Here is a 15,695-nt window from a genome sequence, read left to right as displayed (position 1 = left end):
GGCGCCACGGTACGCCAGCATTGGCATACGTGACGTCTCGACCGCGCGCCCTGGTGACGGCCCCGCTGCGGGGACCGGGGCTGGCCAAACTACGGCACCTGGCCGATGTCGTATACGACCCCTGGATAGACCAGACCCCGCTGCGCATCTACAACGCCGAGCAGCTGGCCCAACGGATCGTCGCCGAAGCCGCCGATATCGTTGTGGTGGAATCTGATTCGGTCAGTGGGCCGGTGTTCGAGCCTGGGTCGCGGGCCCTGATTGCCATAGCCGCCACCCGCGGCGATCCCAACAACGTCGATATCCGTGGCGCCACCGCGGCCGGCATCCCGGTGCTGAACACTCCGGCGCGCAATGCCGACGCGGTTGCCGAACTGACGGTGGCGCTGTTGCTGGCCGCCACCCGTCACGTGCTGGCTGCGGACGCAGATGTGCGCTCCGGCAACATGTTTCGCGATGGCCTGATTCCCTATCAGCGGTTCCGCGGCTGGGAGATCGCCGGGCTCACCGCGGGCCTGGTGGGTCTGGGTGCGGTGGGCAGCGCTGTGCGTTGGCGGTTGTCCGGGCTAGGGTTGCGGGTCATCGCCCACGACCCGTACAACGACGAAGCTCGCCACAGCCTTGCCGAGCTGTTGGGTGAGGCCGACGTCGTCTCCCTGCATGCACCGGTCACCGACGACACCGTGGGCATGATCGGCGCCGAGCAGTTCGCGGCCATGCGCGATGGCGTCGTCTTCCTCAACACCGCGCGGGCCCAGCTGCACGACACCGACGCGCTGGTGGAGGCTTTGCGCGGCGGCAAGGTGGCCGCAGCCGGCCTGGACCACTTCGCCGGCGAATGGCTGCCGCCCGATCATCCACTGACGGGCCTGCCCAACGTCGTGCTGACCCCACACATCGGCGGGGCGACCTGGAACACTGAGGCCCGGCAGGCGCAGCTGGTGGCCGACGACCTGGAAGCGCTGCTGTCCGGCAACCGGCCCACCCATATCGTCAACCCGGAGGTGCTCGGCTCATGACATCGGTGAAATCCGTTGATAACGCGGAGGCCGCGGTGCTGGCGGCGGCCAAGGACATGCTGCGCCGCGGCCTGGTCGAAGGAACGGCGGGCAATATCTCCGCGCGGCGCCGCGACGGGACCATCGTCATCACGGCGTCGTCGGTCGATTACAGCGACATGACGCTCGACGACTTGGTGCTCGTCGACTCGGAAGGCGCTGTGCTGCAAGCTAAGCCGGGACGTTCGCCGTCGACGGAGATGAAGCTGCACCTGGCGTGTTACCAGGCGTTCGACGACATCGGCAGCGTCATCCACAGCCATCCGGTGTGGGCGACCATGTTCGCCATCGCCCATCAGCCGATTCCGGCCTGCATCGACGAGTTTGCGGTTTACTGCGGCGGGGACGTTCGCTGCACCGAATACGCCGCGTCCGGCACTCCCGAGGTGGGGGACAATGCGGTGCGGGCTTTGCAAGACCGCGCCGCAGCCCTGATCGCCAACCACGGCCTGGTGGCCGTCGGGCCCCGACCGGACAAGGTTCTGCATGTCACCGCGCTCGTCGAACGGACCGCCCAAATCGTTTGGGGTGCACGCGCTCTCGGTGGTCCAGTGCCCATTCCCGAGGACGTGAACCGCAATTTCGCCGGCGTCTACGGTTATCTGCGCGCCAACACTTGAGCTCGGGCTTGAGACGGCGCCTACTGTGAACCGTACGACGCGACACGCCGAGATTCACGCTCGCCGGATCCGGCTGCTCTTGCCGAGCTGGCCCGTCCGTACGGCACCGAGATCCTGGGTCCGCCCCCCACGCCATAACGACGCCTAACGCTGATCTATGGCCACCTTGACGGCCCCGCTCGCGCCCTGATCGGCGATCGCGAGGAAGGCATCCCGCCATTGCTCCAGCCCGAAGGTGTGGGTCAGCAGGGGACGCAGGTCCACCCGGCCCGCGACTACCAGGTCAAGGTAGTGGGCAATGGCGTGCCGGCGGACACCGTCGACCTCCTCGACGCCGAAGGCGTTGGACCCGACCCAGCTGATCTCTTTGAAGTAGAGCGGACTCCACTCCCAATGGCCGGGTGTGTGGACACCGGCCTTGACCAGCGTCCCGCGCGAGGTCAGCACTCGCACCCCTACCTCGAACGTCTCCGGCTTGCCGACGGTGTCGTAGACCACGTCGACCGCGCCGGGGTGGGCCATCGGCAGGCCCAGCAACGGCTGGCGCAGCCGGCCGCCGCCCCAGGACACCAGTTCCTCGATGATGGCCAGACGTGGTTCGTGCGCAACGACTTTGGCGGCGCCGAACCGCCGGGCAAGCTCGGCCTGGGCCGGGAATCGGGCGACGACGGCCACCGCCACGTCCGGATACAGCGCCCGCAGGATCACCAGCGCACACAACCCCAGCGAGCCGGCGCCGTACACCAGCACCCGGCCGCAGCGCGGCGGCGGATGGCGGGTGATCGCATGCAGCGACACCGAGAACGGGTCGGCGAACACGGCTGCTTCGTCGGGAACCGAGTCGGGAACGGCGAACAGCATGCTGTGGTGGGCGGGCATCAGCTCTGCGTAGCCGCCGGTCACGTCGGCCGACACCCCGGTGTGGATTCCGGGTTTGATGTCGCCGTCGGCGAAGCTCCAGCACAGGCTGTAGTCGCCGGCTTCGCAGGCCGGACACGGCGGTTCGATGCCACGTGGCCCGCAGGAGAGCCACGGATTGAGCACGACCCGCTGGCCCACCTCAACCCCGCGGGCCTCCGGTCCCATCTCGACCACGTCGGCGATCACCTCGTGGCCCATGACCTGCGGGAAGGAACAGAATGCGGCCATGGCGTTGTCGGCGTCGTGCTCGCCGAAGTCCATCAGGATCTGCTTGGAATCAGACCCGCAGATGCCCGTCAGCCGCGGTCGGGTGATCACCCAGTCCGGGCGCAGCAACCGCGGGTCGGGCAGTAACCGCAGCCCTGTCGGGCTGTGGGCCAGGTTCTGGGTAAGGGCGTTGGCATCATCGGGAACCTCGAACGGCTCGGGCGGCACGCCGTAAACCAGTGCCCTCATTGCCAGGTCATGGCCGCCGCGCCGGCGATGAACGCGTCCAGGTCGGCGTTCTTGGCGTCGACGACGTCTTTGAGGGCCATCAACTCTGGCAGATAGTGCTCGAACCGGTCGCTGCCGATGGCCGCGACGATGCCCTCGGCCACCAGGTCGGCGCTAACCTTGGGCCCCCGATAGAGAGGTTCGTCGTTGTCGGGCCGGTCCCAGATCTCGGTGTCCACCGGACCCGGCTGGATCAGCTTCACCGATACTCCGGTGCCCGCCAGGTCGACCGCCATCGCCTCGCTCCAGCCACATAGCGCGAATTTGCTTGCGCAATAGGCAGCTTCGTGGATGATGCCGAGTCGTCCGCCAACGCTCGACACATTGACGATGACGCCGGACCGCCTCGCCAGCATCCGCGGCAGCAGCGCCAGCGTCATCCGCATCGGGGCGAAGAAGTTGACCCGCATCACCTCCTCCACGTCAGCCGGCTTCAGCGCGGTCACGGCCCGGCGTCTGGGTACCGCCGCGTTGTTCACCAGCACGTCGATGCCACCCAGGGCGTGCCAGGCTTGTAGTGCCAGCCGGGCGGCCGCGGGGGTGTCGCCCAGGTCGGCGACCCACATCGCCGACTCCGGCGACGTCCTGCGGCATTCGGCCAGCACCTCACCCAGCCGGTCTCGCCGCCGGGCGATCAACCCGACCACCGCCTCCTGGGCGGCCAACTGCCTGGCCAGGGCCGCTCCGACCCCCGAGGATGCACCCGTGATCAACACCCGTTTGCCGGCCATCGCGTACGACCCGGCCATCGCGTACGACATAGTTCAAGGTTGCCGTGCGGGGCTGCTCAAAGCCAGGGCTTTATCCTGGCTTTCGTGGCCCACGATCATCTACATGGCTTCGTCAGCAAGCTCGGACAACGCCATGACTACTTCCCGGCCGCAGGCCATGATGCGCTGTTGCCGTTCTACGACCTACTGACCCGGCTGCTCGGTTTCACCCGGGTCTACCAGAAGCTCATCGCGCAGGCCGATATCGGCGACGACCATCGTGTCCTGGAAATCGGTTGTGGCACCGGGAATCTGGCGATCAGGGTCAAGCGTGCCCACCCCATGGCGCAGGTGGTCGGGTGTGATCCCGACCCGCTGGCATTGCATCGGGCGCAGCGAAAGGCAGCGTGGCTGACCGGGATTCGTTTCGAACGTTGTTATGCCCAGCAGCTGCCCTACCCCGACGGCGAATTCGACCGGGTGCTGTCGTCGATGATGCTGCACCACTTGGACGATGCGGCGAAAACCGCTGCGGCGGCAGAGGCATTCCGGGTCCTACAGCCCGGCGGCCGACTCCACCTGGTCGACATGGGGGGTGACCTGACCGATCGCGACGGCCTGGCCGTGCGACGCATTGTGCGCGGCCACCACGGCGCCGGCAACCTCGGCGATGCCATTCCGCGGCTCTTGACGGCGGCCGGGTTCGACTGCGCCGAGGTCGATACTCAACGGCATCGTGTCTTCGGGCGGCTCACCTACTACCGCGCCACCCGTACCCCGACACCCGGACAGGAACAGAACCGATGACACGTAACGAGTCACAACGCAGCGACGATGACAGCTGGGATCTGGCCTCCAGCGTCGGCGTCACCGCGACCATGGTCGCCGCGGGGCGCGCGATGGCGACCAAGGATCCCCGCGGGTTGATCAACGATCCCTTCGCCGAACCACTGGTGCGGGCCGTCGGCGTCGACTTCTTCATCAAGATGATGGACGGCGACCTCGATATGGCGGCCATCCAGGACGTGTCGCCGGCCCGGGCACAGGCAATGGTCGACGGAATGGCGGTGCGCACCAAGTACTTCGACGACTACTTCATCAACGCCACCGGCGGCGGAATCCGGCAGGCGGTGATCCTGGCATCCGGCTTGGACGCGCGCGCCTACCGGTTGCCGTGGCCCGCCGGGACGGTGGTCTATGAACTCGACCAGCCCCGGGTGGCCGAGTTCAAGACAACCGCGTTGGCCCGGTTGGGTGCCGAGCCGACGGCGTCTCGGCGGGTGATTCCGATCGATCTGCGCGGCGATTGGCCGACTGCGCTGCAGGCGGCGGGCCTGGACGCGGCCGCACCGACGGCGTGGTTGGCCGAAGGCCTGCTGATCTACTTACCACCGGAAGCCCAGGACCGGCTGTTCGACAACATCGCTGCACTCAGCGCCCCGGGTAGCGCCATCGCCACCGAATTCGTGCCGGGCATAGTGGATTTCGATGCCGACCGGATCCGGGAGAGGTCGGCGGCCTTCCGGGAGCACGGCATCGACATCGACATGGCGTCGCTGGTGTACCCCGGCGACCGCAACCACGTCGTCGACTACCTGAGTGCCAAGGGCTGGGACGTCGATGGTGTGACCCGAGCCGAACTGTTCCGGCGCGCCGGCATTCCCGTGCCCGATCCCGACGACGACGACCCGCTCGGCGAGATCATCTTCATCAGCGCCGTCTTATCCGCCTAGAGGCGCGACTGCCCCAGCCATAACGCGCTGGCACCGCTGAGCGTCTGCTCGATACCCTCGACGACACCGGCGATCGAGCGAATCAGCAGCGTCCCGACGGCATCGGGTACCGAAGCCGCCGCCGGTCGCGATGACATGCGCGGCAGTAGCAGGTCCAACAGCGACGAGCCCGGATAACTGACCAGTCGAACCTCGGTGTCCTCGTCCAGGCCCGCCAGGATTTTCGCACGGCGTACCGCCGTGCGGAAGCCGCCGAGTTCGTCGACCAGGCCACGCTCGAGCGCATCGGCACCGGTCCAGACCCGGCCACGGGCCACCACGTCGACGGCTTCGGTGCTGAGGTTGCGGCCCTCGGCGACGCGCGCCACGAAGTCGCCGTAGAACAGATCGGCCTCCGCCTCCCGGCGGGCCCGCTGTTCCGGCGTGAACGGCTCGTCTATCGACCAGGCGTCGGCGTTGGCGTTGGTGCGCAACGTTTCCGACCCGACTCCCAGCCGGTCCTTCAGATCGCGAACCACCAGTTTCCCGGTGATCACCCCGATGGAACCGGTGATGGTGCCGGGATTGGCGACGATCGCATCTGCGGCCATCGAAACGTAGTAGCCGCCGGAGGCGGCGACCGCACCCATCGAGGCGACGACGGGCTTGCCGCGGCGACGGGCCCGTTTCACCTCACGCCAGATGGTCTCCGACGCGGTGACCGATCCCCCGGGACTGTCCACCCGCAGCACGATCGCCGTAATCGAATCGTCGGCGGCCACCTCCCGCAGCGCCGCCGCGATGGTGTCGCCACCGGCGCTGGACGGGCCGAACGGCAGACCCTGCGGGCCACCGCGTCCGTTGACGATCGGGCCTTCCACGGTGACCACCGCGATCGTCGGCTTGGCTCGGCGGCCGGGTATCGACGGTACCGGCGGCGCCAGTCGCGACCGCGCGGTGCCCGCGTAGCGGGCCAGGTACATTCGCGGCGGCTTCTCGTCGGTGTCGACGGACTCCGGCGAAACATCTTCTATCCCAATCATTTCCGCCATGCGAGCGTAGACCTCGTCGCGGAATCCGATCCGGTCGATCAGGCCGGAGGCCACCGCCTCGTCACGCAGCAGCGGAGCCCGGTCGGCCAGCTCGTTGAGCACGTCGGCGTCGATGCCGCGCGATTCGGCGACCGCGTGCCACACCTGACTCTGCAAGCTTTCCAACATCCGGGTGACAGCCTCGCGATGGGCTTCGGTGTAACCGTCTTCGGTGAAAAGGTTTGCCGCCGACTTGTATTCACCTCGCGTGACGATCTCGGCTTCGATACCGGCCTTGTCCAAGGCGTCGCGCAAGAACATCGCGTTGCTGGCAAAGCCGATCAGCCCGACACTTCCCGAGGGCTGCAGCCAGACCTCGCGGAATGCCGAAGCCAGGTAATAGGACAGCGTGCCCGGATAGGTTTCGGCCCAGGCCACCGAGGGCTTGACGGCACTGAAGGCCGCGATGGCCTCCCGAAGTTCCTGAACGGCGCCGGCGGGCGACGGCGGAAGCTGGACGCGGGCAATCATTCCGGCGACCCGTGGGTCCTCGGCAGCCCGGTGGATCGCGGCGACGGCGTCGCGCAGGGCCAGCGGCCGGCCGCCTCCGGACAGGATTGTCAGCGGGTCGAAACCCGTCGTCTCCACCGGCATGTTGCGCAGATTGAATTCGAGCACGCAGCCGTTGGGCACGCCGTGATGGCGCGCGGTGTCGACCCGGTCAGCCAGGGCGCGCACGTCGTCGACGCCGGGCAGAAAAGACAGTAAGGCGAACATGTTTGCCAGCCTACCGATAGCCGTCGGGCGCCCACCGTACGGTGAAGGTGTGCGGTTTTGCATCGCGATCCCCCAATTGGACTACGACAACTTCGACACCGCCGGGCTGCGCTCGTATCTGGGTCGCGCCGAGGAGTTGGGGTTCGAAGGCGGATGGGTGCTCGAGCAGATTGTCGGCGAGTCACCGCTGCTGGCACCGTTGGAGCTGCTGGCATATTCGGCTGCCTGTACCGAGCGGCTACGGCTGGGGGTCGGCGTTCTCGTGACCTCGCTGCATGATCCGTTGCAGCTGGCCTCGGCGGTGACCGCCGTCGACCGGCTCAGCCACGGCCGCCTCGATCTCGGTATTGCGGCCGGCGGCGGTTCCCGCAGATTCGCGGCTTTCGGCGTCGACAAGGCCACCCACGTCCGATATTTCACCGAGGGCCTGGCCTTGATGAAAGCGGCGTGGTCCGACGAGCCGCGGGTGACGTTCCACGGCCGGTTCCGCGACGTCGATGACCTGCCAGTCGCGCCCAAACCGGTGCAGCGACCACACCCGCCGATCTGGTTCGGCGGCCGGGCGCCCACGGCGCTGGCCCGAGCAGTGCGCCACGGTGACGCGTTCCTGGGCGCGGGTTCGTCGACAACGGCCGACTTTGCCCAGGCCGTCAGGGTCGTGCGCGGTGAGCTCGCCGAACAACACCAGGATCCGGCAACCTTCACCATCGGCAAGCGGGTCTATCTGATGGTGGACGACGACGGCGACCGCGCCCGCGAGCGGGTGCTCGACGGGTTACGCGCCATCTACGGCCGGATGTCCGGCATCGATTCGGTGGCGGTGGCGGGCACGCCCGATGACGTCGTCCGCGGGCTGAGCGAGGTGATCGACGCCGGCGCCGCGATGCTGCTGCTCAACCCGGTGGGCGCCGATGTGGCACAAAACCGCGATCAGATGGAACGTCTTGCCGCGGAGGTGATTCCGCGGCTGGACTGATCACGCCGCAGGATTAGTGCCGCGACCCTAGAGTTCGGTGGCGGACCCGCCCGCGGCGGTGATCTTCTCGCGGGCGCTGCCGCTGAACTTGTGCGCGGTGAGGTCGACCTTGACGGTCAGCTTGCCGTCACCGAGCACCTTGACCAGAGCGTTCTTGCGAACCGCTCCCTTAGCGACCAGGTCATCGATGCCGATGGCGCCGCCCTGCGGGAACAGCCGGTTGATGTCGCCGACGTTGACGATCTCGTACTCGGTGCGGAACCGGTTACGGAATCCCTTGAGCTTGGGCAACCGCATGTGGATGGGCATCTGCCCACCCTCGAAGGTCACCGGTACCTGTTTGCGGGCCTTGGTGCCCTTGGTGCCACGCCCGGCCGACTTGCCCTTTGAGCCCTCACCGCGACCGACGCGGGTCCGTGCGGTCTTCGATCCGGGCGCCGGCCGCAGATCGTGCAGCTTGATGGTCACTTGGTGTTACCTCCGGTCGCCTCTACGTTTGCGGGCTCCACCTCGACGAGGTGCCGCACCACCGCGATCAGCCCGCGGGTCTGCGGGTTGTCCTCGCGAATCACCGAGTGGCGAATCCGCCGCAAACCCAGGGTGCGCAGGCTTTCGCGCTGCTTCCAACGGGCCCCGATGGTGCTGCGCACCTGGGTGATCTTCAGCTGAGTGCTCATGGTTGTGCCCCTGACGTCTGGGCCTCTCGCACCGCGGCGGCGGCAAGCGCGTCACTTTCGCGCCGCGCCTTGAGCATGCCGGCCGGAGCGACGTCCTCGATCGGCAGACCGCGCCGGGCGGCCACCTCCTCGGGACGCTGCAACATCTTCAGCGCAGCGACGGTGGCGTGCACCACGTTGATCGCGTTGTCGCTGCCCAGCGATTTCGCCAGAATGTCGTGCACGCCAGCGCATTCCAGCACCGCGCGGGCGGCGCCCCCGGCGATCACACCGGTACCGGGGCTGGCCGGGCGCAACAACACCACGCCGGCGGCCGCCTCACCCTGCACCGGGTGGGTGATCGTGCCGCGGATCAACGGGACCCGGAAAAAGCCCTTGCGAGCCTCCTCGACACCCTTGGCGATGGCGGCCGGAACTTCCTTGGCCTTGCCGTAGCCGACACCAACCATCCCGTTGCCGTCGCCAACGATGACCAGTGCGGTGAAGCTGAATCGCCGACCACCCTTGACCACCTTGGAAACCCGGTTGATGGCCACGACACGCTCCAAGTAATTGCTCTTGTCGCTGTCGCGGCCGCCGCGGCCGCTGTCGCGCCGGCCCCGGCCGTCACGCGAGTCGCGGCTGTCTGGGGCGCCTTGCCCGCCAGCCGACTGTTCCGCCATTATGCGGTCCTCCCGTTCATCAGAAGTTCAATCCGTTCTCGCGTGCGGCATCGGCCAGCGCCGCAATCCGCCCGCCGTAGCTGTAGCCGCCGCGGTCGAATACCACGGTGTCAATGCCGGCCGCCTTGGCTCGTTCGGCGATCAACTGGCCGACCCGCACGCTGCGGGCTTTCTTGTCCCCGTCGACACCACGCACATCGGCTTCGATCGAGGACGCGGCGGCCAGGGTGGTGCCGTTGAGGTCGTTCACCAGTTGCACGTGAATGTGCCGCGCGGACCGGTGCACCACCAGCCGGGGACGCTGCGGGGTGCCGGCGATCTTCTTGCGCAGCCGGGCGTGCCTGCGCAGCCGGGAGACGCGCCGGGTCGCGGATACGTTCTGCCCCACCGGCTTTCGCGCAGCGGTTTCAGCCTGTGATTGCGCCATGACTACTTACCTGTCTTCCCGACCTTGCGGCGGATCTGCTCGCCTTCGTAGCGCACGCCCTTGCCCTTGTAAGGGTCGGGACGACGCAGCCGGCGGATATTCGCCGAAATCTGGCCGACCTTCTGCTTGTCGATCCCGGACACCGTGAACTTCGTCGGCGCCTGGACCGCGAACGTGATGCCTTCGGGTGCTTCAATCACCACCGGGTGGCTGTAACCGAGCGCGAACTCGAGATTGGCGCCCTTCAACTGGACGCGGTAACCGACACCGTAGATCTCCATTTTGGTGGTGTATCCCTGCGTCACGCCGGTGACCAGGTTGGACACCAGGGTGCGCGACAGCCCGTGCAGGGAGCGGTTGCGCCGCTCGTCGTTGGGACGCGTGACGACGATGGCGCCGTCATCGTTGCGGGACACCGTGATTGGCTCGGCGACCGTCATGTCCAGGGCGCCTTTCGGCCCCTTGACGGAGACGTTCTGGCCGTCGATCGTGACGTCTACTCCGGGCGGTACCGGAATCGGCTGCTTACCAATGCGCGACATCTCTATATCCCTCTCACCAGACGTAGGCGAGCACTTCGCCGCCCACGCCCTGTCTGGCTGCCTGACGGTCGGTGAGCAGGCCCGAGGAGGTCGAAATGATCGCCACACCCAGGCCGCCCAGCACCCGCGGCAGATTGGTGGATTTCGCGTAGACCCGCAACCCCGGCTTGGACACCCGGCGTAAACCGGCGATGCTGCGCTCCCGGCTGGGCCCGTATTTGAGCTGCACGATCAGCGATTTGCCGACCCGGGCATCCTCGGTGCGGAAGTCGCTGATGTAGCCCTCGTTCTTGAGGATCTGGGCGATGTTGGCCTTGATCTTGGAGTGCGGCAAAGCCACTTCATCGTGATACGCCGAATTGGCGTTGCGCAGACGGGTCAAGAAGTCTGCGATCGGGTCCGTCATCGTCATAACAGCGTCTGCCCTTCCTCGCCGTTACCAGCTGCTCTTCTGCACGCCGGGTAACTCACCCGCATGCGCCATCTCCCGCAAGCAGATCCTGCATAACCCGAACTTGCGGAACACCGCGCGCGGGCGGCCACATTTGCTGCATCGGGTGTAGCCGCGCACCGCGAACTTGGGTTTGCGTGCGGCCTTGTTGACCAGTGCCTTCTTCGCCATCTGCTCAGTTCTCCTTGAAGGGAAAGCCGAGGGCCCGCAACAGCACTCGCCCTTCCTCGTCGGTTGTCGCCGAGGTGACGACGTTGATGTCCATGCCGCGGACCCGGTCGATCTTGTCCACGTCGACCTCGTGGAACACCGATTGCTCGGCCAGCCCGAAGGTGTAGTTGCCCACCCCGTCGAATTGCTTGGGCGACAACCCGCGGAAGTCGCGGATACGCGGCAGCGCGATCGAGGTGAGCCGGTCGAGGAACTCCCACATCCGGTCGCCGCGCAGCGTGACGCGTACGCCGACCGGCATGCCCTCACGCAATTTGAACTGCGCGATGGACTTACGTGCCCGGCGAATTTCCGGCCGCTGCCCGGTGATCAGCGCCAGGTCGTTGACCGCGCCGTTGATCAGCTTGGCGTCCCGGGCAGCCTCGCCGACGCCCATGTTGACCACGACCTTCGTCACGGTCGGGATCTGCATGACGTTGCGGTAGCCGAACTCCTTTTGCAGCGTGTCCCGGATCTCGTTGCGGTAGCGCTCTTTTAGACGCGGCTGAACCTTCTCGGCAGTAGTCATCAAATGTCCTTGCCGTTGCGCTTCGAGATACGGACCCGTTTGCCGGTTTCCTCGTCGACCCGGTAGCCGATTCGGGTGGGATTGCCGTCGGAGTCGACGACCATCACGTTGGAGACGTGGATCGGGGCCTCCTGGGTGACGATCCCGCCCGACCTGGCGCCACGCTGGTTGGTGGAGACCGCGGTGTGCTTCTTGATCCGGTTGACGCCCTCGACCAGGACCCGGTTACGGTCCGGGTACGCCTGCAAAACCTTGCCCTTGGCCCCTTTGTCTTTCCCGGCAATCACCAGCACGGTGTCGCCCTTGTGGACCTTCATCTACAACACCTCCGGGGCCAGCGAGATGATCTTCATGAATCGCTTCTCCCGCAGTTCGCGCCCGACCGGCCCGAAGATGCGGGTTCCGCGCGGGTCGTTGTCGGGCTTGATGATCACTGCGGCATTCTCGTCGAACTTGATGTAGCTGCCGTCCGGGCGCCGGCGCTCCTTGGCGGTGCGCACCACGACGGCCTTGACGACGTCTCCGCGCTTGACGTTGCCGCCGGGAATCGCGTCCTTGACGGTGGCGACGATGACGTCACCGATGCCGGCATAGCGTCGCGACGATCCGCCGAGCACGCGGATGCACAAGATCTCCTTGGCGCCGGTGTTGTCGGCGACCTTGAGCCGCGATTCCTGCTGAATCACTAGATCTCCTGACCTGGTTGACGTGTGCACGGCAGGGCTCACCAAACACCAGACGTGCGCGGTCTTGTAACGCTTGCGCCGCCCAAGGGCACGCAGGGCCGATAACGCTTACGCGCACCAGCCGAGGTCTGCCCAAGGCAACCCCAAGAGTCTAGGGGACGGCCAGCTCAGAGCCAAATTTCCCGGGGCCAAATTTCCCGGGGCCAAATTTCGCCCATCGGGGCACCTACCGGGTCGGGTTTGATCGACGGCTCCCGGCCGGCACCGAGCGCGGGCGTGGCCGGGATTCTGTCTTGCTAACCAATCCGACGAAGTCCCTCCACACCGCTGCCAGGCGACCTAGCTAGGCTCGTCACGCGATCCCGATCGGTAACTAGACCACGATGAAAGATATGAGGGCACGCGATGAATTTCCAAGTGCTATCACCAGAGGTCAACTCGGCACGGATGTTCGGCGGTGTGGGGTCGGGGTCGCTGACCGCTGCGGCGGCGGCCTGGAAGGAGTTGGCCACCGAGCTGGGTGCGGCGGCAAACTCGTTTTCGTCGGTGACTGCAGGTCTGGCGGACGCGGCCTGGCAGGGCCCGGCCTCGGCGGCAATGGTTGCCGCGGCCGCCCCTTACGCGGGCTGGTTGAGCGCGACGGGGACGCAGGCCGAGCAGGCCAGCATTCAGGCCCGAGCCGCGGCGGCGCTGTTTGAAGCGGCGCGGGCGGCGACGGTTCATCCCGCGCTGGTAGTGGGCAACCGTACCCAGCTGGTATCGCTTGCGGTCTCGAACCTGCTGGGACTAAACACCCCGGCGATCGCGGCCGTCGAGGCCGAATACGAGCAGATGTGGGCTCAGGACGTGGCGGCGATGTCGGATTATTACGCCGCCTCGTCGGCGGTCGTCTCGACGCTGCCGCCATTCGTCCAGCCGCTGCGGAACCTCGCGGACCTGCCCACCCAGGCGGCCGGGGCCGCCGCACAGGCGGCCAATGCCGCGGCGGCCGGGGTTGGTGCGGCGCTCACGCAACCGGCCGTCGTCGCTTCCCCGGCCAGCGCGGCCGGCTTTAGCCTGCTGCCCTTCAGCACGCCTGCCATTACGCTCCCAATTACGCTTGGGCTACCCCAAATAACCATACCCCAGATATCCATACCCGGCTTTAAGCTGCCCGAAATCACGACGCCCGCCATAAACATACCGGCGTTTACGACGCCCCATATTCTGATCGGCAGTCCCACTGGTGTAATGGTGGGCAATTTTAGCCTACCCGCGCTAACAATACCCGTGACAATATCGGGCACGACTATATCGTCGTTGAATACGCCAGGATTTTCAACGCCGACCGGTATCACCATAGAGCCGTTTACGCTGCCCGCAATCAGCATGCCTCCGCTGGAAACGCCCAAGATATCTATACCACCAATAATCTATATACCTCCGAACGGGTACAACGCAAACTTCAACAACCCGAGCAGCTGGACCCCCGATCAATATATCGGGGTGACGATACATAACAACATACAAGTTGCCAATCTCTCACTCCCTGACCCCATAAACCTCAAGATCATTCTCACGGCAGGGAACGCCACATTACCGCAAATAACCATTGGAAATACACAAACGCATGTCGGCTTCAGCTCACCGACGATCTCCACCGGCGGCCAGTTCACCCTCCCGTCGATCACCGCCCCGCCATGGACCTGGTCCGGTGGCGATCTGAGCATCTCGCAAACCGGGCTAACGATCACCGTTCCCCCCATCGACGTCACCGGCTTCCTCGTACCTCCGTTGGACGTCTCGCCCATCACCATTGGAGGAGTCCAGGTACCCTCGATCACCGTCGGCGGCATCGACATCGGGAGCTTCTCCACTCCCGGTCCCATCACCATCGGCGGCAGCTCCGCCGGCCCCATCGAGCTCAGCGGCTTCCCCCTAATCCCCAGCTTCACCGTGACCGCGCCGCCGTTGGGCTTAGGCAACACCGGCACAGGTGGTCTCAGCCTCGGGCCCATCACCACGCCCGCTCTCACCGCCACCGTCGGCCTGCCGCAAATAACCGTGCCTCAGGTGTCTGTACCCGGGTTTACCATGCCCACCATTATGACCCCCGCCATACATTCCGGGCCGGTTTCAGTGGGCGAAATTGCCACACAACTCATAAATTTTGGCCCCAATCAACTACCCGAGATCTCGATACCGTCAATCGGAGTAACCGCGACGACGCCCACTGTCGACATACCCGCGCTTGAGACCCCGCCCGTAACCGTAGGTGGATTTTCCACGCCCCCCGTTTCGGTGGGCGCATTTAGCCTACCCCAGCTCACGGTGAGTAGTTTTTCGATTCACTCCGACATGTGGGTAGCAAATAACATTTCGATGAATGTCGGCCCCTTTGGGCTGATCACCATCACCATGCCGAACCCCATCGTTATGAGTTTCGACATCAACGCTCCCGCCGATGCCACTGCTCCACTTATCCAAATTCCCACAAACATCTACACCGGCGGTCCAATCACGATCGACGCATTCACTATCCCCGCAATATCGGTATCGTCGTTCACCCTGCCACAGATCGTTACTCCGCCGATGAGCATCCCGTCGACCACGGCACACTTCGATCTGCCACCGATCACCATAAACAACCTAAATGTGGGACAGTTCGGCCTGCCGCCGATCAGCGTCCCCGCGGTGCTTATCGGACCCGGCGGCATCGATTTACCGCCGCTGAGCATTGGCGGCGTTCAGGTTGGGAGCTTCGCCACTCCCGGCCCCATCATCATCCCGCCCGTCCAGCTCACGCAGACGATCATCCCCAGCTTTACCCTCCTGCCCCAGATCACCTTGCCGAGCACCGGCTCGGCCCTGCCGGGTGCGTTCGACTTCACCCGTTTGGCACTGCTCAACGGTTGAGCTCGGGCGACTTCGGCGCCGACGTTTCGGCCTGGTCAAAGAGTCGAGCTGCTCAAAAGCATGGTGTCGCCCGGGCCGCACTTATCGCCGAGCGGCGCTCCCGGTTCGATCACCTGGTCGTCGGTGTGACAACCCCGAGTGGCGGTGCCTAGAGTTCAGGGCCATCACGTTTGGTGTGGAGGGGCTTGAGTGGCAAGTGGCAGCAAGACGTTGGATGTGGTTGCGGCAGCGTTGCGGGCCGCCTGAGTTAGGACATTACCGGTCGGTAACTTGGGGTGTGTCGGTGTGACCTGCGTGTTCGTCTGCTGGTTTGGCG

The 15,695-nt window shown here is 65.8% G+C and carries 19 protein-coding genes; 6 read left to right on the top strand and 13 right to left on the bottom strand.

Annotated elements, in window-relative coordinates:
• The first annotated feature begins 29 nt into the window (after window positions 1–29).
• Together AWC07_RS00180 and AWC07_RS00175 are read left to right on the top strand one after the other, a co-directional pair.
• On the top strand, window positions 30–1,019 hold the full coding sequence (locus tag AWC07_RS00180) for an NAD(P)-dependent oxidoreductase (RefSeq protein WP_036418363.1): 990 nt from the start codon (window positions 30–32) through the stop codon (window positions 1,017–1,019).
• On the top strand, window positions 1,016–1,678 hold the full coding sequence (locus AWC07_RS00175; protein WP_167379987.1) for an L-fuculose-phosphate aldolase: 663 nt from the start codon (window positions 1,016–1,018) through the stop codon (window positions 1,676–1,678). The genes AWC07_RS00180 and AWC07_RS00175 overlap by 4 nt, the downstream gene beginning before the upstream one ends.
• A 144-nt stretch (window positions 1,679–1,822) precedes the next feature.
• Here the strand turns inward: AWC07_RS00175 and AWC07_RS00170 are convergent, their stop codons facing one another.
• Both AWC07_RS00170 and AWC07_RS00165 read right to left on the bottom strand, forming a co-directional pair.
• Window positions 1,823–3,055 (bottom strand): zinc-dependent alcohol dehydrogenase, encoded by a 1,233-nt coding sequence (locus AWC07_RS00170; protein ID WP_036411903.1) that lies wholly within the window; start codon window positions 3,053–3,055, stop codon window positions 1,823–1,825.
• Window positions 3,052–3,825, bottom strand: coding sequence for an SDR family NAD(P)-dependent oxidoreductase (locus AWC07_RS00165; protein ID WP_036411905.1), 774 nt, complete (start codon window positions 3,823–3,825; stop codon window positions 3,052–3,054). Before AWC07_RS00165 ends, AWC07_RS00170 begins: the two co-directional genes overlap by 4 nt.
• An 84-nt stretch (window positions 3,826–3,909) precedes the next feature.
• Here AWC07_RS00165 and AWC07_RS00160 point away from each other — a divergent pair, with 84 nt between their 5' ends.
• Both AWC07_RS00160 and AWC07_RS00155 read left to right on the top strand, forming a co-directional pair.
• A complete protein-coding gene (locus AWC07_RS00160) occupies window positions 3,910–4,611 on the top strand; it encodes a class I SAM-dependent methyltransferase (RefSeq protein ID WP_036411902.1) in 702 nt (233 codons plus the stop codon).
• On the top strand, window positions 4,608–5,537 hold the full coding sequence (locus AWC07_RS00155) for a class I SAM-dependent methyltransferase (RefSeq protein WP_036411900.1): 930 nt from the start codon (window positions 4,608–4,610) through the stop codon (window positions 5,535–5,537). Before AWC07_RS00160 ends, AWC07_RS00155 begins: the two co-directional genes overlap by 4 nt.
• Here AWC07_RS00155 and sppA read toward each other — a convergent pair.
• Window positions 5,534–7,324, bottom strand: a complete 1,791-nt coding sequence (gene sppA, locus AWC07_RS00150) for a signal peptide peptidase SppA (RefSeq protein WP_036411899.1) — start codon at window positions 7,322–7,324, stop codon at window positions 5,534–5,536. The genes AWC07_RS00155 and sppA overlap by 4 nt on opposite strands.
• Before the next feature lie 49 nt (window positions 7,325–7,373).
• Between sppA and AWC07_RS00145 the strand changes: the two genes are divergently transcribed.
• Window positions 7,374–8,300, top strand: a complete 927-nt coding sequence (locus AWC07_RS00145; RefSeq protein ID WP_036399442.1) for an LLM class flavin-dependent oxidoreductase — start codon at window positions 7,374–7,376, stop codon at window positions 8,298–8,300.
• Window positions 8,301–8,327: 27 nt separating this feature from the next.
• Here AWC07_RS00145 and rplO read toward each other — a convergent pair whose 3' ends face one another.
• The 10 genes from rplO to rplN are packed head-to-tail and all read right to left on the bottom strand — an operon-like array spanning window position 8,328 to window position 12,484.
• Complete coding sequence (gene rplO / locus AWC07_RS00140) at window positions 8,328–8,768, bottom strand: 50S ribosomal protein L15 (RefSeq protein WP_036398361.1); 441 nt, start codon at window positions 8,766–8,768, stop codon at window positions 8,328–8,330.
• Window positions 8,765–8,977, bottom strand: a complete 213-nt coding sequence (gene rpmD / locus AWC07_RS00135) for a 50S ribosomal protein L30 (RefSeq protein WP_036398363.1) — start codon at window positions 8,975–8,977, stop codon at window positions 8,765–8,767. Before rpmD ends, rplO begins: the two co-directional genes overlap by 4 nt.
• The gene (gene rpsE, locus AWC07_RS00130) at window positions 8,974–9,639 is read right to left on the bottom strand and encodes a 30S ribosomal protein S5 (RefSeq protein WP_036398365.1); all 666 of its coding nucleotides are present in this window, start codon (window positions 9,637–9,639) and stop codon (window positions 8,974–8,976) included. Before rpsE ends, rpmD begins: the two co-directional genes overlap by 4 nt.
• A 19-nt stretch (window positions 9,640–9,658) precedes the next feature.
• Window positions 9,659–10,027 carry a 50S ribosomal protein L18 gene (gene rplR, locus AWC07_RS00125; protein ID WP_139829459.1) on the bottom strand — a complete coding sequence of 123 codons (369 nt, stop codon included), beginning with the start codon at window positions 10,025–10,027 and terminating at the stop codon, window positions 9,659–9,661.
• 41 nt (window positions 10,028–10,068) lie between these two features.
• Window positions 10,069–10,608 carry a 50S ribosomal protein L6 gene (rplF, locus tag AWC07_RS00120; RefSeq protein ID WP_036398367.1) on the bottom strand — a complete coding sequence of 180 codons (540 nt, stop codon included), beginning with the start codon at window positions 10,606–10,608 and terminating at the stop codon, window positions 10,069–10,071.
• Window positions 10,609–10,621: 13 nt separating this feature from the next.
• Window positions 10,622–11,020: a 30S ribosomal protein S8 gene (gene rpsH, locus AWC07_RS00115; RefSeq protein ID WP_036398368.1), complete on the bottom strand. Its 399-nt coding sequence runs from the start codon at window positions 11,018–11,020 to the stop codon at window positions 10,622–10,624.
• 24 nt (window positions 11,021–11,044) lie between these two features.
• Complete coding sequence (locus AWC07_RS00110; protein ID WP_011739072.1) at window positions 11,045–11,230, bottom strand: type Z 30S ribosomal protein S14; 186 nt, start codon at window positions 11,228–11,230, stop codon at window positions 11,045–11,047.
• Between the two features lie 4 nt (window positions 11,231–11,234).
• A complete protein-coding gene (rplE, locus tag AWC07_RS00105) occupies window positions 11,235–11,798 on the bottom strand; it encodes a 50S ribosomal protein L5 (RefSeq protein ID WP_036411897.1) in 564 nt (187 codons plus the stop codon).
• Window positions 11,798–12,115 carry a 50S ribosomal protein L24 gene (gene rplX, locus AWC07_RS00100; protein ID WP_036398370.1) on the bottom strand — a complete coding sequence of 106 codons (318 nt, stop codon included), beginning with the start codon at window positions 12,113–12,115 and terminating at the stop codon, window positions 11,798–11,800. Before rplX ends, rplE begins: the two co-directional genes overlap by 1 nt.
• Complete coding sequence (rplN, locus tag AWC07_RS00095) at window positions 12,116–12,484, bottom strand: 50S ribosomal protein L14 (RefSeq protein WP_023370951.1); 369 nt, start codon at window positions 12,482–12,484, stop codon at window positions 12,116–12,118.
• Window positions 12,485–12,889: 405 nt separating this feature from the next.
• Between rplN and AWC07_RS00090 the strand changes: the two genes are divergently transcribed.
• The gene (locus tag AWC07_RS00090) at window positions 12,890–15,379 is read left to right on the top strand and encodes a PPE family protein (RefSeq protein ID WP_084293456.1); all 2,490 of its coding nucleotides are present in this window, start codon (window positions 12,890–12,892) and stop codon (window positions 15,377–15,379) included.
• Window positions 15,380–15,695 lie beyond the last annotated feature (316 nt).

The organism is Mycobacterium gastri (assembly GCF_002102175.1).
GTDB lineage: Bacteria > Actinomycetota > Actinomycetes > Mycobacteriales > Mycobacteriaceae > Mycobacterium > Mycobacterium gastri.
Note: the sequence above shows the minus strand (reverse complement) of the source record. Positions and strands in the feature narration are given on the sequence as shown.

Coding starts and splice junctions, on each gene's coding strand:
- AWC07_RS00170 (WP_036411903.1), bottom strand. CDS start 3,055: ATGAGGGCACTGGTTTACGGCGTGCCGCCCGAGCCGTTCGAGGTTCCC.
- sppA (WP_036411899.1), bottom strand. CDS start 7,324: ATGTTCGCCTTACTGTCTTTTCTGCCCGGCGTCGACGACGTGCGCGCC.
- AWC07_RS00155 (WP_036411900.1), top strand. CDS start 4,608: ATGACACGTAACGAGTCACAACGCAGCGACGATGACAGCTGGGATCTG.
- rpsE (WP_036398365.1), bottom strand. CDS start 9,639: ATGGCGGAACAGTCGGCTGGCGGGCAAGGCGCCCCAGACAGCCGCGAC.
- rplX (WP_036398370.1), bottom strand. CDS start 12,115: ATGAAGGTCCACAAGGGCGACACCGTGCTGGTGATTGCCGGGAAAGAC.
- AWC07_RS00165 (WP_036411905.1), bottom strand. CDS start 3,825: ATGGCCGGCAAACGGGTGTTGATCACGGGTGCATCCTCGGGGGTCGGA.
- rplE (WP_036411897.1), bottom strand. CDS start 11,798: ATGACTACTGCCGAGAAGGTTCAGCCGCGTCTAAAAGAGCGCTACCGC.
- rpsH (WP_036398368.1), bottom strand. CDS start 11,020: ATGACGATGACGGACCCGATCGCAGACTTCTTGACCCGTCTGCGCAAC.
- rplF (WP_036398367.1), bottom strand. CDS start 10,608: ATGTCGCGCATTGGTAAGCAGCCGATTCCGGTACCGCCCGGAGTAGAC.
- AWC07_RS00110 (WP_011739072.1), bottom strand. CDS start 11,230: ATGGCGAAGAAGGCACTGGTCAACAAGGCCGCACGCAAACCCAAGTTC.
- AWC07_RS00090 (WP_084293456.1), top strand. CDS start 12,890: ATGAATTTCCAAGTGCTATCACCAGAGGTCAACTCGGCACGGATGTTC.
- AWC07_RS00175 (WP_167379987.1), top strand. CDS start 1,016: ATGACATCGGTGAAATCCGTTGATAACGCGGAGGCCGCGGTGCTGGCG.
- rpmD (WP_036398363.1), bottom strand. CDS start 8,977: ATGAGCACTCAGCTGAAGATCACCCAGGTGCGCAGCACCATCGGGGCC.